Raw genomic sequence first — 20198 nt, 5'->3', positions numbered from 1 at the left:
TAGGGCGATCCGATTTTAGTGCAACCCTTTTTTTAAAGAAAATTGCGAAAAAACGTTTGTTCGAGCAAAAAAAAGCCGAAACGTTCATTTTTAAAACGTTAATAAGGCATATTAGACGTTCTAAAGGCGACTTTTCTAGTTTAATTAACACAATTTTCGAATCTACAAATATGTAAGAGAGGTGTGTCTACTATAGATAGCACTTTTTAGTATGGACTTGGTAAACACTACCTATAAAACAAACCGGCCTAAACTGAATCTATTCAGTTTAGGCTGAGGGAATTGAGATAACTCCTAAAAACTACTGTTGTAGAAGATGAATAGCTGTAAGCCCTCTTTTATTTTATCAACTGGACCAGGTTCAATTTTTATGTTGATTAGAGCAGAATACATTGTCGGTAATGTATGAGTTAGCAGTTGCAGGTTCTTCAATTGCTAATTTTATAAATGAAGCTAATAAGAATAGTGACCAAAAGATATGAGAGAGCGTTTAGTTATTATAAACAGGCGCAAAAGTCTTAAGGGATATAAAAAGAAAAAGCCGAGCTATGCTCGGCTTTTTTGTGTCTTTAAAAAGACTAATTACTCTGCAGACTGCGCGTCTTCTTGAACTTCTTCTGTCGCTGGACGATCTAGTAGTTCAATGTAAGCCATTGGCGCATTGTCACCAGTACGGAAGCCACACTTAAGAATACGAGTGTAACCACCTGGACGATCCGCGAAACGTGGACCAATCTCAGTGAACAATTTACCAACTACTTCTTTATCACGCGTGCGAGCAAACGCTAAACGACGGTTTGCTACACTGTCAGTCTTAGCCAGTGTGATTAAAGGTTCAATTACACGGCGCAGCTCTTTTGCTTTAGGCAAAGTAGTTTTGATGATTTCGTGCTTCACCAAAGAACCAGCCATGTTGCTAAACATCGCTTTGCGATGGCTGCTGTTACGGTTTAATTGACGACCACTCTTACGATGGCGCATGACCCTATCCTTCTAACTAAACTAATATAGTAACTTAGATTACTCAGCTAGACTTGCAGGCGGCCAGTTTTCTAGGCGCATACCTAGAGATAGACCACGTGAAGCTAGCACGTCTTTAATTTCAGTTAGAGACTTCTTACCAAGGTTTGGTGTTTTCAGAAGCTCAACTTCAGTACGCTGTACTAAGTCACCGATATATTGAATTTGCTCGGCTTTCAGACAGTTTGCAGAACGTACAGTTAGTTCTAAGTCATCAACTGGACGAAGTAGAATCGGATCGAACTCCGGCTTCTCTTCTTTCTCTTCTGGCTCAGAAACATCACGTAGGTCTACGAATGCATCTAACTGCTCAGCAAGGATAGTTGACGCACGGCGGATCGCTTCTTCAGGATCTAAAGTGCCGTTCGTTTCCATATCGATGATTAGTTTATCTAAGTCTGTACGCTGCTCAACACGAGCTGACTCAACCGAGTACGCAATACGCTCAACCGGGCTGAATGATGCATCTAGCAACAAACGGCCGATTGGACGCTCATCGTCATCAGAGGATAAACGACTAGACGCCGGTACATAACCGCGACCACGCTCAACACGAATGCGCATGCTGATTTCGCTATTGTCAGCAGTTAAGTGACAAATGACATGCTCAGGGTTGGCGATAGTCACATCTCCGTCGTGCTGGATATCAGCCGCAGTCACAGGGCCTACACCAGACTTAGCCAGGGTAAGGAAAACTTCATCTTTACCTTCTAGAGATACCGCTAGACCTTTAAGGTTTAACAGAATTTCAATGATGTCTTCTTGTACGCCTTCTTTCGCGCTGTACTCGTGCAATACACCGTCAATTTCAACTTCTGTCACAGCACAACCAGGCATAGATGAAAGAAGTATACGACGTAGAGCATTACCTAGTGTGTGGCCAAAACCACGCTCTAGAGGCTCTAAAACTACTTTAGAACGCGTTGAGCTTACAGCGTCGATATCGACTAATCTTGGTTTTAGGAATTCGGTTACAGAACCCTGCATTTTATCCTCTCTTAACTCTTAACTTTACTTCGAGTAAAGTTCGACGATTAGTTGTTCGTTAATGTCCGCAGACAGATCAGAACGCTCTGGTAGACGCTTGAAAGTGCCTTCCATTTTCTTACCGTCAACTTCAATCCAAGTTGGCTTTTCACGTTGCTCAGCCAACTCTAGAGCAGCGATGATACGCGCTTGCTTTTTAGACTTCTCGCGAATTACTACTACATCTTCAGGAGTAACTACGAAAGAAGGGATATTAACAACACGACCATTAACCATAATCGCTTTGTGGCTTACTAGCTGACGTGCTTCAGCACGTGTGCTTGCAAAACCCATGCGATATACAACATTGTCTAGACGTTGCTCTAGAAGCTGTAACAAGTTTTCACCTGTGTTACCTTTAAGGCGAGCAGCTTCTTTGTAGTAGTTACGGAATTGCTTTTCTAGTACACCGTAGATACGACGAACTTTTTGCTTTTCACGTAGCTGTAAACCGTAATCAGATAGACGACCTTTACGCGCGCCGTGCTGACCAGGTGCTGTTTCTAGTTTACACTTAGAGTCAATTGCTCTTACGCCGCTTTTAAGGAACAGGTCAGTACCTTCACGACGACTCAGCTTGAGCTTAGGGCCCAAATATCTTGCCATGTTCTTTCTCCTAACCTATTGTTATACGCGACGTTTCTTCGGTGGACGACAACCATTGTGTGGAATTGGCGTCACGTCAGTGATGTTAGTGATACGGTAACCAGCAGCATTCAATGCACGAACAGCAGACTCACGGCCTGGACCTGGACCTTTGATGAATACTTCTAGGTTCTTAAGACCGTACTCTTGTGCAGCAACACCTGCACGCTCCGCAGCAACCTGTGCAGCGAATGGAGTAGACTTACGAGAACCACGGAAACCTGAACCACCCGCAGTCGCCCAAGAAAGAGCATTGCCTTGACGGTCAGTGATGGTCACAATCGTGTTGTTGAAAGATGCATGAACGTGAGCCATGCCGTCAACAACCTGCTTTTTGACCTTTTTACGACGAATTGGTGCTTTTGCCATAACTTACCCCACCTTATTTCTTGATAGGCTTGCGAGGACCCTTACGAGTACGCGCGTTAGTCTTAGTACGCTGACCACGTAGTGGTAGCGAACGACGGTGACGTAAGCCACGGAAACAGCCAAGGTCCATAAGACGCTTGATGTTTAGTGTAACTTCACGACGAAGATCACCTTCAACAGTGTACTTGCCAACTTCTTCACGAAGGATGTCAAGTGTTTCGTCATTTAACTCGCCGATTTTAGTAGTTTCAGCGATACCTGTCGCAGCTAAGATCGCCTTAGCGCGAGTTTTACCTACACCATAGATGCTTGTTAAACCGATAACAGCATGCTTATGATCAGGAACGTTAATGCCTGCGATACGGGCCACTAACATATCTCCTATAAATAAACTTGATTATCATCTTGCTGGAAAGCCCGTATAGGATACCCAACCGACATTCAAGTTTTACCAAAGAAACAGGCTAAGTAAAGTTACTCAGCCTGCACGACTTAATTTGCTTAGCCTTGCCTTTGCTTGTGCTTTGGCTCACTGCAGATCACACGTACAACACCTGCACGCTTGATTACTTTGCAGTTACGGCAAATTTTCTTAACGGAAGCACGTACTTTCATTACTCAACTCCGTAAACTGACCTTAACGGCCGTAGCCTTTAAGGTTCGCTTTTTTCAGCACAGAATCATATTGATGTGACATCATATGAGTCTGTACTTGTGCCATAAAGTCCATGATGACAACAACGATAATCAGAATCGATGTACCGCCGAAGTAGAATGGCGTTTGCCATGCCATAGTCATAAACTCGGGCACCAGACAGATAAAGGTTATATACAAAGCACCTGCCAATGTCAGGCGTGTCATCACTTTATCAATGTATTTAGATGTCTGCTCACCTGGACGAATGCCTGGAATAAAAGCGCCAGATTTTTTCAGGTTATCTGCTGTCTCACGCGGGTTAAACACCAACGCAGTGTAGAAGAAGCAGAAGAAGATGATAGCCGCAGCTAATACCATCGCATACAGTGGTTGACCTGGAGTCAATACTGCTGAGATAGCTTGTAGCACATCAGCGACCGGACCTTCACCTTGGCCAAACCAGCTTGCTATTGTACCAGGGAACAAAATGATACTGCTAGCAAAGATTGGTGGAATAACACCCGCCATGTTAACTTTTAGTGGTAAGTGCGTGCTTTGAGCAGCAAATACCTGACGACCTTGTTGACGCTTCGCATAGTTTACAACGATACGACGTTGACCACGCTCGAAGAACACAACCAGATAAGTTACAGCGAATACGATTACCGCAATCAATAACAATGCTAAAATATGCAGATCACCTTGGCGCGCCATTTCTGCTGTCGAACCAATTGCAGACGGCAGGTTAGCTACAATACCAACAAATATTAGAACTGAAATACCGTTACCGATACCACGCTCAGTGATTTGTTCGCCCAACCACATAAGGAACATCGTTCCTGTGACTAAGCTCACTACCGCTGTGAAATAAAAGCCGAAGCCTGGATTCACAACTAAGCCTTCCATCATATTAGGTAGACCAGTAGCGATACCTATCGATTGGAATGTAGCAAGCACAAGCGTACCATAACGCGTATACTGGCTGATTTTCTTACGCCCTTGCTCACCTTCTTTCTTAAGCTCTATCATCGCAGGGTGTATGTGCGTTAATAGCTGCATAATAATCGAAGCCGAGATGTACGGCATAATACCTAGCGCCAATACCGATGCACGCTCAAGCGCACCACCGCTAAACATGTTGAACATCTCAACAATGGTGCCCTTTTGTTGCTCGAAGAATTCGGCAAGTACAGCGGCGTCAATCCCAGGGATTGGCACAAAAGAGCCCAGACGGTAAATAATGATAGCACCCAATACGAATAGTAATCGGCGCTTCAGTTCCGCAAGCCCACTTTGTGCACTTTGCATATCTTGACCTGGTTTAGCCATAGCGTACTTCCTTAGTCTTCTACCTTGCCTCCGGCAGCTTCGATAGCTTCGCGTGCACCTTTAGACACTTTCATGCCTTTAACAGTAACAGCGCGTGAAACTTCGCCAGATTTTACAACTTTTACGAACTGGATGTTCTTTTTAACGATACCAGCTGCCTGTAACGCGTTTAGATCTACCACATCGCCTTCAACTTTAGCGATTTCGAATAGATTCACTTCTTTAGACACAAGAGACTTGCGTGAAGTGAAACCAAACTTAGGTAGACGACGTTGCATAGGCATTTGACCGCCTTCGAAACCAACGCGTACTTTACCGCCAGAGCGTGACTTTTGACCTTTATGACCACGACCACCAGTCTTACCAAGACCAGAGCCGATACCACGGCCAACACGCTTACCAGCTGTTTTTGAACCTGCAGCAGGTGAAAGTGTATTCAAGTTCATCGAATTACCCCTCAACCTTAACCATGTAAGAAACTTGGTTGATCATACCGCGAACTGCTGGCGTATCTTCTAGCTCAACAGTGTGATTGATACGACGTAAACCAAGGCCACGTAATGTAGCTTTATGCTTCGGTAAACGACCGATTGAGCTACGTACTTGAGTTACTTTTACTGTGTTTGCCATGGTGTCTTACCCCAAGATTTCGTCAACGCTAAGACCACGCTTCGCAGCAATACCTTCTGGAGAATTCATATTCTCTAGCGCTGCGATAGTTGCGCGAACGATGTTGATCGGGTTAGTTGAACCGTATGCTTTAGATAGTACGTTCTGTACACCAGTTACTTCTAGTACTGCACGCATCGCACCACCTGCGATGATACCTGTACCTTCAGATGCTGGCTGCATGTATACTTTAGAACCCGCGTGGCGACCCTTGATTGGGTGCTGTAGCGTGTTACCTTTTAGTTCAACAGTGATCATGTTGCGACGTGCTTTTTCCATTGCTTTTTGAATAGCAGCAGGAACTTCACGTGCTTTACCATAACCAAAACCTACTTTACCAGCGCCATCACCAACTACTGTTAGTGCAGTGAAGCTAAAGATACGACCACCTTTAACCACTTTAGACACACGGTTTACCGCGATTAGCTTTTCAGCCAATTCAGGCTGTTGTGCTTTTGCTTCTACGTTAGCCATTGTCTACTCCTAGAATTGCAGACCGGCTTCGCGCGCAGCATCAGCTAGCGCCTTCACACGGCCGTGATATTTAAAGCCACTGCGATCAAAAGCGATTTTTTCAACGCCTTTGTCAGCTACGCGCTCAGCGATTGCTTTACCAACTGCTTGAGCCGCTTCGATGTTGCCTGTGCCTTTAACTGTTTCAACAATTGCTTTTTCAACAGTAGAAGCAGCAGCCAGTACATTACCCTCAGCATTGATTACTTGAGCGTAAATGTGACGTGGCGTGCGGTGGATAACAAGACGTGTTGTGCCTTGTTCGATAATATTTCTACGAGTGCGCTTAGCACGACGTAGACGAGCTGTTTTCTTATCCATCGTCTTACCTTACTTCTTCTTAGCCTCTTTACGACGCACGTGCTCATCAGCATAACGTACACCTTTACCTTTATAAGGCTCTGGTTCACGGTATGAGCGGATGTTAGCAGCTGTTTGACCAACTAACTGCTTGTCTGCGCCTTTAACAACAATTTCAGTCTGGCTTGGAGCTTCGATAGTGATACCTGTTGGGATCTCGAAGTTCACTGGGTGAGAAAAGCCAAGGGTTAAATCTAATGAATTACCCTTAACTGCCGCACGGTAACCAACACCTACTAGCTGTAGTTTCTTCTCATAACCATCGTTAACACCAACAATCATGTTGTTGATTAGCGCGCGTGCAGTACCAGCTTGAGCCCAAGCATTAGCAACTTCACGAGGAGCTGTAGTGATAACGTTGTCGTTTAGTGAAACTTCAACCGCATCGTTGATTGTGCGAGTTAATTCACCGTTCTTGCCTTTAACTTTGATGTCCTGGCCGTTAATTGTAACTTCAACACCGGCAGGAACATTGATTGGAGCCTTCGCTATACGAGACATAGTTCCCCTCCGATTAAGCTACAAAGCCAATGATTTCACCACCAACGCCAGCGGTACGCGCAGCGCGGTCTGTCATCAGGCCTTTAGAAGTTGATACGATAGCGATACCTAGACCACCCATTACCTTAGGTAATTCGTCACGTCTCTTATAGATACGTAAACCAGGGCGGCTAACACGCTGGATGTTTTCGATTACAGCTTTGCCTTCGAAGTACTTAAGTTCGATAGTCAATTCTGCTTTTACGTCACCAGATACTGCGAAGTCAGTGATATAACCTTCGTCTTTAAGTACCTTAGCTACAGCTACTTTCAGCTTTGAAGTTGGCATTGAAACAGATACCTTCTTCGCAGACTGACCGTTACGGATACGTGTGAACAAATCCGCAATTGGATCTTGCAAGCTCATGTCTTACTCCCGTGATTCTATTACCAGCTAGCCTTTTTAAGGCCAGGAATTTCACCGCGCATCGCTGCTTCGCGAACTTTGATACGGCTTAAGCCGAACTTGCGAAGATAACCATGAGGGCGGCCCGTGATGTTACAACGATTACGTTGACGTGAAGGGCTAGAATCGCGTGGTAAAGACTGTAGCTTTAACACTGCATCCCAACGCTCATCATCAGATGCATTAACATCGCTGATGATAGCTTTTAACGCAGCACGCTTTTCAGCATACTGAGCAACTAATTTAGCACGTTTTACGTCACGTGCTTTCATTGAATTCTTTGCCATAACCCTACCCTTACTTTTTGAATGGGAAGTTGAACGCTTCTAACAACGCACGGCCTTCGTCATCTGTTTTCGCAGAAGTAGTGATTGTGATATCCATACCGCGAACGCGGTCTACTTTATCATAATCAATTTCTGGGAAGATGATTTGTTCACGTACGCCCATAGAGTAGTTACCGCGACCGTCAAAAGACTTTGCGCTAACACCGCGGAAGTCACGAATACGTGGCATCGCGATAGAGACTAAACGCTCTAGGAAATCCCACATACGCTCGCCGCGTAGGGTTACTTTACAGCCAATTGGGTAACCTTCACGGATCTTAAAGCCAGCAACTGATTTGCGTGCTTTAGTCACTAGAGGCTTCTGACCAGAGATTGATTCTAGGTCTGCTACTGCGTTTTCTAGAATTTTCTTGTCAGCTAGGGCTTCGCCCACACCCATGTTAAGTGTGATCTTTTCGATCTGAGGGACTTGCATGACAGAGCTGTAACCGAACTTCTCTTGAAGCTCTTTTACCACTTTGTCTTTGTACACTTCATGCAGTTTCGCCATCGTCTACTCCAACTATTAAATAGTTTTACCGGTAGACTTGAAGAAACGGACTTTTTTACCGTCTTCAAATCTAAAACCTACACGATCCGCTTTGCCAGTTTCGGCATTGAAAATCGCTACGTTTGATACGTCGACTGACGCTTCTTTCTCAACAACACCGCCAGCTTGCTGTAGTTGTGGTACAGGCTTCTGGTGTTTCTTGATGATGTTAACGCCTTCAACAAATACTCGGCCAGTTTCAGTAACAACTGAAAGCACTTTACCGCGCTTACCTTTGTCTTTACCGGCTAGTACGATTACTTCGTCATCACGACGGATTTTTGCTGCCATGATCGACTCCTTATAGTACTTCTGGTGCTAGTGAAACGATCTTCATGAACTTTTCAGTACGAAGTTCACGAGTCACAGGGCCGAAGATACGAGTACCAATAGGCTGTAAGTTATCATTTAAGATAACAGCCGCATTGCTATCGAAACGGATTAAAGAGCCGTCTGGACGACGTACGCCTTTTTTAGTACGCACTACTACTGCGTTTTTAACATCACCTTTCTTCACTTTGCCGCGAGGAATCGCTTCTTTAACAGAAACTTTAATGATGTCGCCAACCGCTGCGTAGCGACGGTGCGAACCACCAAGGACTTTTATACACTGCACTTTGCGAGCGCCGCTGTTATCAGCAACGTCCAGCTGAGTTTGCATTTGGATCATCTTAATGACCTCCGGTGTAGTTACAACTCGCCTAGATTTCGTTCAAAATCAAGGCATTTAGGTTAAATTCCACTCAAAAAACTGTGATTATGTCTTTCAAGGGCGGGCAATTGTATCAGCAATGTCGCATCAAAGATAGTTCAATTTTTAATTAATTTAACGCGTTAACATGACGTACCGATTACAGTTTGAGGATATGGCGGCAAGCAATCGAGAATTCAACCACTTGCGCAAATATTAAGCAAAGTTTACAGCGGAAATTTTATTTCGATTACTGTTTAGGCATATCGCTTAGTAGGCTGTGAACAAGAATTTCTCATCCTTTTCTCACAAACAAGCTCAAGCTTTGAGCAAGCAACCATATAGAGCGACGAGAGAATTTTAGAAACCGTCAAGTCGAGATAAATCTCGACCTACGGCTCTCTTTTACTTTTGATGTAATCACCCACATTGCTTACGGTGTCTAACCAATAACCGTTTTTAGGGTCCTGTAAGTAAGGAATAAGCTGATCTAGCGTTTTGGTATCTACGGTGTACATGCCTTTTTCGCCCACTTCATGTCCAGCAAGAATTATCCAACTGTTATTTGCCCTAAGGTGCTCCAGTAACCCTTTTAGCTCTTCAAAACTAACACCGTCCATTCTCACTCCTGTGAGCTGCGCAAAGTCAGTATAAGTTGGGTTGTTAGCGGTTTCATCTAACCACGTGCGGCCACTGTCAAAATGCTTCGCAATCACAGGCACATAACTTTTTACTTCAGCGCCGCGACCAACAAAGGTATTACCACAAGGATATGCAAAGCTTCTGGGGGTTACGCCTAAATGCTTTTCAATATATTTTGTAGTGCTTACTACATCGCGTTCTATGTAGGCCAAATCAACCTGTTCGAGTCCTTTATTCTTTTCCCTTAGCCAGGCAAAGTTACCCGTACATAAGTGTTCACTGGTGTGATTACCTATTTCATGCCCCTGCTTCACAGCGGCTTGCCACAATGCGAGCTTTTCCTTCACCTGTGGTGGCATAACATAAAATGTGCCTTTCACCTTGTGGCGATTGAGTAGCGGCACTCCCACATCAACTTGACTTGGTCTTGCATCATCAAACGTAAGGCTTATTGCGTTACGAGCGTTATTGGGGTAACTAAAGGTTTGTTTGTTATCTGCCGCTATACTAGACGTATTCACGAGCAGAGCGCTTGCCATTAAGGCGGCCAAACTGAAGTGAGAAACTAAATTAGAAGATAACTTTGCCATTTGCTTTTCCTTATTGTTGTTTATCCTTATAACCTACATGCGGCTGTGAGTATGACAAAGTGTTAAATTTTCAACTTGTTATTTGCGACTAAGCCCAACGCAAATGGTACTAATTTAGTATTTTTAGCGATACACTAACCCCAATAATAAAAGAGAAAGACAGCGCTGTGTTGAAGTTAGAAGAATACTATCAGGACGTGATCTTGCTCGCCGAAGGCGGAATGAGCAAAGTGTACCTTGCTACCGACAAAAAATTAGGCCGCCGAGTGGCGGTAAAGGTGATGTCACTAACTCAGCACACGCAATCAGATGCACTCAACGAAGCCCGCCTGTTAGCGCGTTTTAACCATCCAAACATAGTACAAATTTATGATGTCTTTGAAAGCGATGGTCAAATGGCTTTGGAAATGGAATATGTGCAAGGTGCAACTTTACAGCACTACACAAAAACACACGTATTAACTACCGAGCAAAAAGTAGAGCTACTAAGCCATGTTGCCGATGGCCTAGCCTCAGCTCATGGCCAGAACATTCTTCATTTAGACTTAAAACCTGGCAATATACTGGTGAATGAACAGAGCATAGCCAAAATTGCCGACTTTGGTATTTCACAATTAGAAGACAACCAAGCCTCTCGCCCACATACCAGTTACGGTAGTCTCACAGCAATGTCACCAGAGCAACTGCGTGATGAAACGCTAGACAGTCGCAGTGACTTATTCTCATTTGGGCTAATAGCTTATCAATTGTTAGCAGGACATCATCCTTATTTCGAACAAGCTGACGATGGCAGTGACAAGTCTATTGCTGAACAGATCAAGTTCCAGCCGTTAAAAGCCAGTGCTAAACGTATTTTAGATATTCCCCCTGCGCTGGCACAGCTTATTGATCGCTTATTGCAATACGACAAAAACGCTCGTCCAAGCAGCGCGAATGAAGTCAGTCAGCAGCTAAAGCAAATTTTACACGCCTTTAGCTACGATAACAGCGAAGCGACAGTGTCACTTGAACAAATAGAGCTACGAGATAGAGCCAGAGAGAAAGCCAAAGCACGTAAAAAGCAACTAGGTATTGCAGCACTTTTCACCTTTTTAGTGTGCTTAGCCGTTGGTGGATACTGGTATTGGCAGGAAACCAAACCCAAGGTTTATATTGCAGCGCTACCGATAAAATTCACTAACTCTTTTCAACTACTTGAAGCGCATCAACAAAACATCGAGTTAGCAATTAACGACGCACTTAAACAACATTTTTTAAGTAACAGTGATTACGTCTTCATTTCAGACAGTGAAGTAGAGCAAACACAAAAATTTATTGGTGTTGAAGCACCATTAAAGGCATTGGGGCGAGCGTTAAATAGTAATGAGCTTATTACGATAAAACTAGACTGTAATATTCAAAGCTGTGACATCGTTATCGACTTAGTTGATGCGTCTAATGGAGCCTTAATTAATAGTGCGCGAACAATGACCTCGAGTGAAAACTACAGCCGTGTTTTTGCTATTACAGCCTCGGCCCTCAGTTCATTAACCGGAGGCTCAACTGATTTAGCCACAAGCAATAAAACATTACTGAATAGCTACGCCACACTGCATGATGCTAGTTTAGTAAAAGAGGCGGACCGCGCTGCGATATTAAAAGAGTTAACAACGCTGATTGATACTGCGCCGGACTTCCTGCCGCTGTATTCACTTTACTCTGAACTCGCGACTCAGTTGTATGAAGATAGTTCAAATGATCAAATACTTCTAAACTGGGAACAAGTATTACAGCAAGCCCCCAAGAGATTAAAAGCAAGTACAATTATTCAAGGTTCCTATCTCGATTTTTATGCGTTTGCAAAAGACAAAATCCGCGCCAAAGGAACCTTTTTAGCAATTCAGAATTCAGCCAAGGACGAGTATCAAAAGCACGCTCTGATCAGCATCTACTATCATTTAATAAACGATTACACTTCGGCACTTCATCACACTGAGCTTGCCTATGAACTTAGACCGACCTTAAAAGTCATCCGTAATGCAGCTCTGTTCAACATGAAGCTTGGCCAGTATGGAGAGGCCTTGCCTTACTTACGAGCAGCCAGCCATTACGGCCCTGATAACCTGAAAACACTGAAGGCCATTGCCGATATCTCTCTTCTACTTGGTAAGCTCCATGACGCAGAAAAATCTTATCAAGCTCTAGTTGAGCGCTCATATACAAGTACGGCTACCTTTAATAATTATGCCATTGTATTGATGCTATTAGGTGATTTAGAAGGGGCACTAGAGTTTGCTGAACGAGCCTCTCAGTTGGCGCCCAGCAATGTAGAAATCTTACTTAACTACGCAGACATATACTCACTAATGGGTGAGAAGGCGAAAGCCAGTGAAGTGTATCTGCAAATTTTAGCCAGTGATCCAGCAAGCCAAGTTGAAGTCGTGCGCATTCAAGCTTTGGCACACCTAGGTCGGAACCAAGAGGCATTAATAGCAATTGATGAATATTTGGCTGAGTATCCCGATTCAGCCGAGGCTTTTTACGTAAAATCGTTAATTCAAACACTAATAGAAGAAAAGTATTCCGCGATGGCTTCACTGAAAAAAAGCATTGATTTAGGCTGGAGCCCGTCTTTTTATCGCCTGTCATGGTTCAGGACATTATGTCACTCACCATCACTTGAATTAAGAATTGGCACAGAACATTTTACCTATCTGTGCCAAGTGCAAATTACGAATTAACCTGGACCATCTGGGTTGTCAATTATCACCCTTGGATCTTGAGAGAAATAACGCACGACACCATTTGCGGAATTGCATTGAGCAACAAGTCTGAACTCAATATTCGAGTTGTTATTCTCTACGAGTGTAACAACCCTCGCATCAGGATTAGCTGAAAGCGCTTTGATATCATCTTCACTTAGCGTATTCGCAACATTCAATGCTTCAATCTTCACCTCAACCGTAAACTCATCTTTTAATGTGCTTATAAGGTTATAATTGAAATTGTCTTGCGCTTCGGTAAAAAAAGTACCGTTTTCAGCAAAGCTCCAGCCGGCTTCATCAGTAACGAGCTTATAAGTTAGAACAGCGCTTTCACCCTGAGCTAATTTAAGTTTAACTGGTTTATCGTCATTTGAAAATATCCAGTTACCCTCAGTTTTTGGCGTCACCGTGTATTCGAGTAAAATAGGTGTACTCATTCTTTTATCCTTCGTTTGTTTATAGAGCTATTCGCATCTATCTAAGCACATGAATAGCAGTAATTCTATTACAGCTGGTTACAACTTATAGGCATAAGTCATCATAAGCTCACTATAACTGCATATAGATAATTCACTCGCGATAAATATAGAACAAGGGCTACCATCGGCAAGCCCTTGTTAAGCTGAAATTGATTTAAAACAAACAGATGAGCTGTTTATTGAAGCGTCATAAAGATCTATCCACCAAACAAACCTTTAAGTTTGTCTTTTACCTTATCCTTAACCTTGTCTTTGGCTTTGTCTTTGGCCGCTTCTTTTAGGTCTAGGTTAGTTTCAACTTTGTGGAATGGACCTTTGATCCGCACTGGAATTTTAAAACCGGTACTGTCATCGCTGCTGGCTTGCCCTTCAATGGTATCAACAATTCCAGTCACCACACGATAATCAACTAAAGTTTGTGGTAAATCAACGGTGCCCTTGCCTGTCACTCGTAGCAACGGGCTTGCCAACGAGAAGTCATCGTTTTGACCTACGCCTTTGGTAAAGACAAAGGTGCCAGTCATGGCTGAGAAGTCGGTTTTTTGATCTGGGTCGAAATTAGCATTGAGTCCTTGCGATACCGAAGAGAAGTCACCTTTGAGCATCTCTTTGCCCTTACGGATCATCTCAGCAAGGTTTGCGCCTTTTACGCCACCATCTTTGAACTCAAAACCTAATTTACCACCTAGAGCATTCACAAATTGCTTTTGACTAACGCCTTGTGTGTTTAACGTCCAATTAAGACTACCTTTGCCCAATACTTTGTCAAAGCCAATGGCATCAGTCAGTAGTGGCTCGGCATTAATTGCCGTTAACGCAAAGTCAGTACTGATGGCATAAGGTTTTGTTGCCGCATTTACAACAACCTTACCTTTACCCTGACCTTCATAGGCTTGGAATTTATCTAGGCTCAGTGTCGCCTTACCTGAGTTAAGTACTAAGCTGATTTGGTTTTCGCCAAGCTTAATTTCTCTCGCACGTAGCCCTGTTGAGGTGATCTTCACATTCGCACTGAGGCTATTAAGTACTGACAAATCAATTGCAGTGTCATCCCACACGATAGGCTGTGCTGGTGCGCCTTCGGGCTCAGGTTGCGTTTGTGGCTTTTCCACAGGTTCTGGCAAATAAGGATTAAGATCTAACATGCCAAGGTCAACGCTCGCGGTAATATCAGGCTTACCAGAGAGAGTGACTTTACTTTGACCCTTTATTACCAATTCGTCCAAGGTCGCTTCTAAGGCATTGAGAGTAAAAACTTGCCCTTGCGTCGTCATTTTAGCGTTTAGGCCAAAGTCATTGAACGCATTTTCTTTGGCTTTTAGATCAACGCCCTGCCACTTAGCTAGCGCTTTTACCGAGTCGCCAGACAAGGCTAATTGACCGCGAATGGTTTTACCTTGCTCTGCAATTTCACCTTTATAGTCAAGGTTGAACAGCGCTGATTTTACTTGTTGTTCAACATTAAAGGTTTCACCTTCGATCGCCTTTGCTGGATTATCGAGTGTAGTAACTAGGTTAAAAGTTTGACCTTGAAAAGTCAGCTTGCCGTCGACTTCTAATGGTTGGTACAGTGACGATAGCATCACGCTAATGTCTAAATCAGTTACCTGATATTCAGCGCCTGTCACACCGTCAAGATAAGTCACCGAGCCACCATAAATCGCCACTTCGCCAAGGCTAACATCTAAGCCTTCTGGTAACTGCATATTACCTTTTGAGCTGGTTTGCGCCGTTGTCGTGTTTTCTGCACTGGTGGGTAGCAACTGCCAGTTAGCATTACCTTGTTTGTCGGTTTCTAGAATAATTTTAGGATTATTGATCACAAAGCGCTCAAGCTTAGCTTCACCAGACAGCGCACTTAACCACGGAATATGGACGGCAAGTTGCTCCATGGCAAACATATCTGGGCGACTGCCCGTTGCCATGTTGGCAAATCGCACTTGGTTTAGCTCAATGTGCAACGTTGGGAAAATACCGATGTCAGAGTCGCCATCGATCGACAGTTTTCTACCTGTCACTGACTCAACCTGTGACGTGACTTGGTCAATAATTGCCTGTTTAGGGATTAAAAACGGGGCTGCGATAACAAGAATAATAATAAGCGCGACAATGGCGNTTTTAACTAGCCGGTTCATTGCTTTTCCTTCGTAAGGCTTGGTTCTCTTTATGATAACGGCTGTAGTCGAATATACCATGAATAAAGGCAAATAATTTGTACTGAGCGATTGCAACCTTTTGACTAATCGGTATGATCCTCGCCCTTGCCAGTTTTTAGCGTCATTAGCTATATTTTACTGGTTGGTTTATTAATCAAACTTGGAGTATCTAACCCGCATGAAGAAACTGCTCATATCACCGTCAAACATGGCCTTGGGCGAACAAGAAAGTCAGATTTATCAAAATATCCTCAAACAGGCCACGGAGATCAGCCTTAATCTGATGGCGGTTAAGGTGGAAAATCACCCTGAAGATTTTCTTGGTTGGTGTTATGAACTGCTTGATGTGGCGAAAAATCGTATCAATTTTGATTTACTGGATGACCATCAATTACCCACAGTGAAAAAGCTACAAGATCTGCTCATCGCAGCGATTAGCTTTTTACAACTCAAAACGTTACGCATTGCGCCTTGGCCTATGGTGGCTGCATTTATTGCCAGTCACAAAGAAGTGATTGCACTAGATGAGCAATTAAAACTGATTGAATACCTTAAACCAATGCGCAGCACTCCACTTAAAGACATGATCAAAGAAGATCGCCTCGCCTTTAGCGGTAAGCATGCTGCAAATTTAGATACCAGCGTGTATCAGTTTGACGTGGAGTGGTTTGCCTCCACCAAAAGTGCAAAAGGCTTTCACCAGTTATTAGATGACCTTCCGGGTGCTTTTGATGAAGCGCTAGCCGCAATCCCGGCAGAAGGTGACGTGACGCTCGAACATTATCAGTCATTTATGGTAGGGTATTTAAGCGCTTTTGCTGGCAGCGAGGAAAAGCCAACGCTTGCGCCAGCTACTCGCCTATTAGCAATGCGTCGCCCTGATGTGTTCACTCCAATAACCTCGAGCAAGCTTGACGCTTTGTGCCAAGCACTTGGTGTTGCTAAACTTAACAATCGCGATTTTGAGCGTTACTGGACCGATGTCGTCAGCACCATTAAAGCAATGCCATGGTATATGATGGCTGCACCTGTTGATGAATTTGAAACACAACTTGCTGAAATTAAAGCGCTGCTACCATGCCTGTTTTATTACGCGGATAAAGACACCGCCACTAACTCCAATTACTTTAAGCTACTGCATAAGCCTAAGCGCAGCGGCACCAGTGGTGGCAAAAAGACCGTACGCCGCGGTAAAGAATCTGCAGAAGTGTTAGTCGACCGCGCCCTTGCGGATGAGTCTATTCCAGAGCATATTCGCGCCAAACGTGACTCGATAGTCGCTGAAGTAGAAAAAGGCCGCAGTGTTGATGAAACCATCAGCCTAATGCGCACCATCTTTGGATAACTAACCTAAACTTCAATAACGGCTAGCGCAATCTATAGCTTGCATTAATACTGTGCAAGCTATGGTACTTTGCACCAGCCATGTGCAACATTTATGCAAATCACTCTGCCCTACTTTCGAAACACAGAAATTAAATTCCAATATTTTTAATAACATAAAATAAATTCTCCGCCATTTCCTGACATTGGCCTCCCCCTTGCACTTACTCTTTGCAGAAAATGCAATGACAACAACCGAATAATAACTCTGCGTTCAATGGGGAAAACAGAATGAAAAACAAACCTTTACTTATGCTACTCGGCGGCCTGACTGCGTGCTTTTGTGTCTCTGTTCAGGCGGAAGTGACAGCGAATATTGCGGCAAGCTCAAATTATTACTGGCGTGGTATCACCCAGACTGATGATGGCGCAGCAGTGTCTGGCGGCTTGGATTATAGCAATGAGTCGGGGTTTTATGCGGGCACTTGGGTCTCTAACATCGACTTTGGCGACTCCGCCAGTTACGAAATGGATCTGTACGCGGGTTACGCTGGCGAAATCAAGGGCATGAGTTTTGATTTCGGTTATATCCACTACGCCTATCCCGATGCCAGTGGAGATATTGATTTTGGCGAGATTTACGCTGCGCTTGGCTGGCAATACTTTACTTTTAAACTCAGCCACCTAGCCACAGCGCAAAGCGACTCAACCACAGAAGAAGACATGCTATATGCCGAAGTGTCGGCCAGCTTCCCCATTTTTAAAGACAGTGAATTAACTCTACATATTGGTCGCTCCAGCGGAGACACAGTGCTTGAGTGGACAGGAGAAGACGACGCTTATATGGATTACGGAGTGAGCTTATCTACGCAAGGCTTTACCTTTGGATTAGTAAAAACCGACTTAGACAGTAGCGACGATATTAAAGCTTACGTAAGTTATGGATTAGATTTTAATCTGTGATGACCAAAGGTGAGCGGTCCTGTGACAACCGCATCACCTTATTTTTTACTTGCTGCAACACGTAGGGCCGAAAGGCCCTTTTTTGTGGCTGAATTTATAAGGCTGTCGCGTAAATTGGCTTCAATCCACGTATGTAACGTTTTATGGTACGCTATGCCCAGTAGACGCTGTCCAAATGCGATACCACTGCTCGCGACTCATGCTAAGTGACTGTGAAGCAAACGCGCTGGCAACTCGAGTGATATTTCCCGTTCCAAGCACAGTGGCGGGTTTTGATGGATGCATGGCAAGCCATGCGTAGATAACTTGATCAATTTCAGTGCTACCAACCTCTTCACCCACTTGCTTTAGCACCGCTCGCAGGCGTTTGGCTTTTTCGTCTTCGCTAGAGAATATTCTGCCCCCTGCCAGCGGCGACCACAGCATAGGGTTCATACCTAGTTGCTGGCACTGATCAAGCGTGCCATCGTCAAGCGCTTTCATCTCATAAGGTGAAAACTCAATTTGGTTGGTCACTAAAGCGAAATCGAGCCTCGATTGCAATAAGGCAAGCTGGCTGGGTGTAAAGTTCGAGACCCCAAAATGCAGTACATCGCCGTTTTGTTTAAGGATATTAAACGCATCGGCAACTTCATCGGCATCCATCAGATAATCCGGACGATGGATCAACAGCACATCTAACCTATCCGTGCCGAAGTGCTTTAGTGACTGCTGCGCTTGGGCAATGATATGCGCCTTGCTTGAATCATAATGGTTTGCCTTTCCCGCTAATCCCAAGCTCGGAAGTGCGGGCTTAATGCCACATTTGGTGATGATCCGAATGTGCTCTCGAATGCTAGGCTCAAGCGCTAAGGCTTTACCAAACTCCGCCTCACACTGATATTCACCGTAAATATCAGCATGATCAGTATCGCGTATTCCAAGCTCAATCGCTTGCTTTAAAAAGCGTAAATTTTCTTGCGGCGTAACTTGCCAATCTAACAGCCGCCAAAACCCCAATACTAATGGCTCAAGTACGCGGGTGTTTGCGTTCATAACGTAATTCCTACTTTTGCAACCACTTGCTTGGCTTTCTCGACAGCACTTTCAGCCGAGTCTGAACGCGCTAGCGCCACACCCATTCTGCGCTTGCCACTCACCTCTGGTTTACCAAACAAACGAATATCCGTTAGTGGCTCAGCAAGCGCTTGTGCAAGATTGTTGAACTGTAATTGTGTTGACTGACCTTCGACAAGGATCACGCTAGATGCCGATGGTCCATGGAAGTGAATGGTGGGAATAGGCAAGCCTAAAATCGCGCGTGCATGCAGTGCAAACTCACTTAAGTCTTGCGAGATAAGCGTAACCATGCCGGTATCATGCGGCCTTGGTGACACTTCGCTGAAGTACACTTCATCACCCTTAATAAAGAGTTCAACGCCAAACAGACCCCGACCGCCCAGTGCTGCCGTGACTTTTTCAGCCATGGCTTTGCTGCGCTCTAGTGCCAACTCAGACATCTGCTGCGGCTGCCAGCTTTGCTGATAATCACCGTCTTGTTGCACATGCCCAATTGGCTCACAAAAACTTGTGCCATCAATGTGGCGTATCGTCAAAAGCGTAATTTCGTAATCAAAATCAACAAAACCTTCCACAATCACTCTGCCTTGACCTGCGCGACCGCCCTCTTGTGCGTAGTGCCAAGCGGCTTCCATATCTTCGGCGCTTCTAATCACGCTTTGCCCTTTACCCGACGAGCTCATGATAGGCTTAACTACACATGGCATGCCAATGCGCGCGACAGCAGCATTAAAGTCTGCCAAGGTGTCAACGAATTGATAGGGTGAAGTGGCAAGCCCAAGCGTTTCAGCGGCAAGACGGCGGATCCCTTCTCGGTTCATGGTCAGTTGAGTCGCTTTGGCGGTTGGCACAACCGTGTAACCTTCAGACTCTAATTCCACCAGCTTATCCGTCGCAATGGCTTCGATTTCCGGCACGATATAATCAGGTTGCTCTTGTTCAATAATCGCTTTGAGTTTTTCACCATTCAACATAGACAAGGTATAGCTGCGATCTGCCACTTGCATCGCTGGCGCATTGTCGTAGCGATCCAAGACAATCACTTCTGCACCTAAGCGCTTAAATTCGATAACGACTTCTTTTCCTAACTCGCCACCACCGCAGAGTAATACTTTGCAAGCAGTTACCGAAAAGGGCGTGCCCAGAGGTTTGATTTTCATG

General features: G+C 44.5%; 25 protein-coding genes. 3 read left to right on the top strand and 22 right to left on the bottom strand.

Annotation, left to right across the window (positions count from 1 at the left end; all coding sequences use genetic code 11):
- Positions 1 to 582: 582 nt before the first annotated feature.
- From rplQ to CKO50_RS15245, 18 genes are all read right to left on the bottom strand, one after another.
- On the bottom strand, positions 583 to 981 hold the full coding sequence (gene rplQ / locus CKO50_RS15330) for a 50S ribosomal protein L17 (protein ID WP_039493510.1): 399 nt from the start codon (positions 979 to 981) through the stop codon (positions 583 to 585).
- 39 nt (positions 982 to 1020) lie between these two features.
- On the bottom strand, positions 1021 to 2007 hold the full coding sequence (gene rpoA, locus CKO50_RS15325; protein WP_088532005.1) for a DNA-directed RNA polymerase subunit alpha: 987 nt from the start codon (positions 2005 to 2007) through the stop codon (positions 1021 to 1023).
- 24 nt (positions 2008 to 2031) lie between these two features.
- A complete protein-coding gene (gene rpsD, locus CKO50_RS15320) occupies positions 2032 to 2652 on the bottom strand; it encodes a 30S ribosomal protein S4 (protein ID WP_017218390.1) in 621 nt (206 codons plus the stop codon).
- A gap of 21 nt (positions 2653 to 2673) precedes the next feature.
- On the bottom strand, positions 2674 to 3060 hold the full coding sequence (rpsK, locus tag CKO50_RS15315; RefSeq protein ID WP_010378285.1) for a 30S ribosomal protein S11: 387 nt from the start codon (positions 3058 to 3060) through the stop codon (positions 2674 to 2676).
- Between the two features lie 13 nt (positions 3061 to 3073).
- Positions 3074 to 3430 (bottom strand): 30S ribosomal protein S13, encoded by a 357-nt coding sequence (rpsM, locus tag CKO50_RS15310; protein WP_010378282.1) that lies wholly within the window; start codon positions 3428 to 3430, stop codon positions 3074 to 3076.
- 131 nt (positions 3431 to 3561) lie between these two features.
- The gene (rpmJ, locus tag CKO50_RS15305) at positions 3562 to 3675 is read right to left on the bottom strand and encodes a 50S ribosomal protein L36 (RefSeq protein WP_002959476.1); all 114 of its coding nucleotides are present in this window, start codon (positions 3673 to 3675) and stop codon (positions 3562 to 3564) included.
- A 22-nt stretch (positions 3676 to 3697) separates the two neighbouring features.
- Positions 3698 to 5026, bottom strand: coding sequence for a preprotein translocase subunit SecY (gene secY, locus CKO50_RS15300; RefSeq protein ID WP_010606805.1), 1329 nt, complete (start codon positions 5024 to 5026; stop codon positions 3698 to 3700).
- 11 nt (positions 5027 to 5037) lie between these two features.
- Positions 5038 to 5472, bottom strand: coding sequence for a 50S ribosomal protein L15 (gene rplO / locus CKO50_RS15295; protein ID WP_095728863.1), 435 nt, complete (start codon positions 5470 to 5472; stop codon positions 5038 to 5040).
- A gap of 4 nt (positions 5473 to 5476) precedes the next feature.
- Positions 5477 to 5656 (bottom strand): 50S ribosomal protein L30, encoded by a 180-nt coding sequence (gene rpmD / locus CKO50_RS15290; RefSeq protein ID WP_010378276.1) that lies wholly within the window; start codon positions 5654 to 5656, stop codon positions 5477 to 5479.
- A 6-nt stretch (positions 5657 to 5662) separates the two neighbouring features.
- Positions 5663 to 6169 (bottom strand): 30S ribosomal protein S5, encoded by a 507-nt coding sequence (gene rpsE / locus CKO50_RS15285; RefSeq protein ID WP_010606806.1) that lies wholly within the window; start codon positions 6167 to 6169, stop codon positions 5663 to 5665.
- Between the two features lie 9 nt (positions 6170 to 6178).
- On the bottom strand, positions 6179 to 6529 hold the full coding sequence (rplR, locus tag CKO50_RS15280) for a 50S ribosomal protein L18 (RefSeq protein WP_010378271.1): 351 nt from the start codon (positions 6527 to 6529) through the stop codon (positions 6179 to 6181).
- A gap of 9 nt (positions 6530 to 6538) precedes the next feature.
- Positions 6539 to 7069 (bottom strand): 50S ribosomal protein L6, encoded by a 531-nt coding sequence (rplF, locus tag CKO50_RS15275; RefSeq protein WP_010378268.1) that lies wholly within the window; start codon positions 7067 to 7069, stop codon positions 6539 to 6541.
- A gap of 13 nt (positions 7070 to 7082) precedes the next feature.
- A complete protein-coding gene (gene rpsH, locus CKO50_RS15270) occupies positions 7083 to 7475 on the bottom strand; it encodes a 30S ribosomal protein S8 (RefSeq protein WP_010378266.1) in 393 nt (130 codons plus the stop codon).
- 20 nt (positions 7476 to 7495) lie between these two features.
- Positions 7496 to 7801: a 30S ribosomal protein S14 gene (rpsN, locus tag CKO50_RS15265; RefSeq protein WP_095728862.1), complete on the bottom strand. Its 306-nt coding sequence runs from the start codon at positions 7799 to 7801 to the stop codon at positions 7496 to 7498.
- Between the two features lie 10 nt (positions 7802 to 7811).
- Complete coding sequence (gene rplE, locus CKO50_RS15260; RefSeq protein WP_010378262.1) at positions 7812 to 8351, bottom strand: 50S ribosomal protein L5; 540 nt, start codon at positions 8349 to 8351, stop codon at positions 7812 to 7814.
- 15 nt (positions 8352 to 8366) lie between these two features.
- Positions 8367 to 8681, bottom strand: coding sequence for a 50S ribosomal protein L24 (rplX, locus tag CKO50_RS15255; protein WP_010378260.1), 315 nt, complete (start codon positions 8679 to 8681; stop codon positions 8367 to 8369).
- A 10-nt stretch (positions 8682 to 8691) separates the two neighbouring features.
- Positions 8692 to 9060: a 50S ribosomal protein L14 gene (gene rplN, locus CKO50_RS15250; RefSeq protein ID WP_010378257.1), complete on the bottom strand. Its 369-nt coding sequence runs from the start codon at positions 9058 to 9060 to the stop codon at positions 8692 to 8694.
- A gap of 413 nt (positions 9061 to 9473) precedes the next feature.
- Entirely contained in the window at positions 9474 to 10313 is an 840-nt protein-coding gene (locus CKO50_RS15245) for a polysaccharide deacetylase family protein (RefSeq protein WP_095728861.1), read from the bottom strand.
- Between the two features lie 167 nt (positions 10314 to 10480).
- Between CKO50_RS15245 and CKO50_RS15240 the strand changes: the two genes are divergently transcribed.
- On the top strand, positions 10481 to 13033 hold the full coding sequence (locus CKO50_RS15240; protein WP_095728860.1) for a serine/threonine-protein kinase: 2553 nt from the start codon (positions 10481 to 10483) through the stop codon (positions 13031 to 13033).
- On the opposite strand, the gene CKO50_RS15235 is transcribed toward CKO50_RS15240, so the two are convergent.
- Positions 13030 to 13494, bottom strand: coding sequence for a hypothetical protein (locus tag CKO50_RS15235; protein WP_095728859.1), 465 nt, complete (start codon positions 13492 to 13494; stop codon positions 13030 to 13032). The two genes, CKO50_RS15240 and CKO50_RS15235, sit on opposite strands and share 4 nt — an antisense overlap.
- A 239-nt stretch (positions 13495 to 13733) precedes the next feature.
- A complete protein-coding gene (locus CKO50_RS15230; RefSeq protein ID WP_095728858.1) occupies positions 13734 to 15671 on the bottom strand; it encodes an AsmA family protein in 1938 nt (645 codons plus the stop codon).
- A gap of 199 nt (positions 15672 to 15870) precedes the next feature.
- On the opposite strand from CKO50_RS15230, the gene CKO50_RS15225 reads away from it, so the two are divergent.
- Positions 15871 to 17037: a hypothetical protein gene (locus tag CKO50_RS15225; protein ID WP_176474682.1), complete on the top strand. Its 1167-nt coding sequence runs from the start codon at positions 15871 to 15873 to the stop codon at positions 17035 to 17037.
- Between the two features lie 269 nt (positions 17038 to 17306).
- Positions 17307 to 17978 (top strand): TorF family putative porin, encoded by a 672-nt coding sequence (locus CKO50_RS15220; RefSeq protein WP_095728857.1) that lies wholly within the window; start codon positions 17307 to 17309, stop codon positions 17976 to 17978.
- Positions 17979 to 18119: 141 nt separating this feature from the next.
- Here CKO50_RS15220 and CKO50_RS15215 read toward each other — a convergent pair whose 3' ends face one another.
- Both CKO50_RS15215 and purT read right to left on the bottom strand, forming a co-directional pair.
- Positions 18120 to 19013, bottom strand: a complete 894-nt coding sequence (locus tag CKO50_RS15215) for an aldo/keto reductase family oxidoreductase (RefSeq protein WP_095728856.1) — start codon at positions 19011 to 19013, stop codon at positions 18120 to 18122.
- A complete protein-coding gene (gene purT, locus CKO50_RS15210) occupies positions 19010 to 20197 on the bottom strand; it encodes a formate-dependent phosphoribosylglycinamide formyltransferase (protein WP_095728855.1) in 1188 nt (395 codons plus the stop codon). Before purT ends, CKO50_RS15215 begins: the two co-directional genes overlap by 4 nt.
- Position 20198: the final 1 nt, after the last annotated feature.

Origin of the sequence: Pseudoalteromonas sp. HM-SA03 (genome assembly GCF_002289345.1) — a bacterium.
GTDB lineage: Bacteria > Pseudomonadota > Gammaproteobacteria > Enterobacterales > Alteromonadaceae > Pseudoalteromonas.
This window is presented reverse-complemented; position numbering and strand designations above follow the sequence as displayed.

Bases quoted from the DNA above. Each gene is read 5' to 3' on its own strand.
- rplQ (WP_039493510.1), bottom strand. From the start codon at position 981: ATGCGCCATCGTAAGAGTGGTCGTCAATTAAACCGTAACAGCAGCCAT.
- rpoA (WP_088532005.1), bottom strand. From the start codon at position 2,007: ATGCAGGGTTCTGTAACCGAATTCCTAAAACCAAGATTAGTCGATATC.
- rpsD (WP_017218390.1), bottom strand. From the start codon at position 2,652: ATGGCAAGATATTTGGGCCCTAAGCTCAAGCTGAGTCGTCGTGAAGGT.
- rpsK (WP_010378285.1), bottom strand. From the start codon at position 3,060: ATGGCAAAAGCACCAATTCGTCGTAAAAAGGTCAAAAAGCAGGTTGTT.
- rpmJ (WP_002959476.1), bottom strand. From the start codon at position 3,675: ATGAAAGTACGTGCTTCCGTTAAGAAAATTTGCCGTAACTGCAAAGTA.
- secY (WP_010606805.1), bottom strand. From the start codon at position 5,026: ATGGCTAAACCAGGTCAAGATATGCAAAGTGCACAAAGTGGGCTTGCG.
- rplO (WP_095728863.1), bottom strand. From the start codon at position 5,472: ATGAACTTGAATACACTTTCACCTGCTGCAGGTTCAAAAACAGCTGGT.
- rpmD (WP_010378276.1), bottom strand. From the start codon at position 5,656: ATGGCAAACACAGTAAAAGTAACTCAAGTACGTAGCTCAATCGGTCGT.
- rpsE (WP_010606806.1), bottom strand. From the start codon at position 6,169: ATGGCTAACGTAGAAGCAAAAGCACAACAGCCTGAATTGGCTGAAAAG.
- rplR (WP_010378271.1), bottom strand. From the start codon at position 6,529: ATGGATAAGAAAACAGCTCGTCTACGTCGTGCTAAGCGCACTCGTAGA.
- rplF (WP_010378268.1), bottom strand. From the start codon at position 7,069: ATGTCTCGTATAGCGAAGGCTCCAATCAATGTTCCTGCCGGTGTTGAA.
- rpsH (WP_010378266.1), bottom strand. From the start codon at position 7,475: ATGAGCTTGCAAGATCCAATTGCGGATTTGTTCACACGTATCCGTAAC.
- rpsN (WP_095728862.1), bottom strand. From the start codon at position 7,801: ATGGCAAAGAATTCAATGAAAGCACGTGACGTAAAACGTGCTAAATTA.
- rplE (WP_010378262.1), bottom strand. From the start codon at position 8,351: ATGGCGAAACTGCATGAAGTGTACAAAGACAAAGTGGTAAAAGAGCTT.
- rplX (WP_010378260.1), bottom strand. From the start codon at position 8,681: ATGGCAGCAAAAATCCGTCGTGATGACGAAGTAATCGTACTAGCCGGT.
- rplN (WP_010378257.1), bottom strand. From the start codon at position 9,060: ATGATCCAAATGCAAACTCAGCTGGACGTTGCTGATAACAGCGGCGCT.
- CKO50_RS15245 (WP_095728861.1), bottom strand. From the start codon at position 10,313: ATGGCAAAGTTATCTTCTAATTTAGTTTCTCACTTCAGTTTGGCCGCC.
- CKO50_RS15235 (WP_095728859.1), bottom strand. From the start codon at position 13,494: ATGAGTACACCTATTTTACTCGAATACACGGTGACGCCAAAAACTGAG.
- CKO50_RS15225 (WP_176474682.1), top strand. From the start codon at position 15,871: ATGAAGAAACTGCTCATATCACCGTCAAACATGGCCTTGGGCGAACAA.
- CKO50_RS15220 (WP_095728857.1), top strand. From the start codon at position 17,307: ATGAAAAACAAACCTTTACTTATGCTACTCGGCGGCCTGACTGCGTGC.
- CKO50_RS15215 (WP_095728856.1), bottom strand. From the start codon at position 19,013: ATGAACGCAAACACCCGCGTACTTGAGCCATTAGTATTGGGGTTTTGG.
- purT (WP_095728855.1), bottom strand. From the start codon at position 20,197: ATGAAAATCAAACCTCTGGGCACGCCCTTTTCGGTAACTGCTTGCAAA.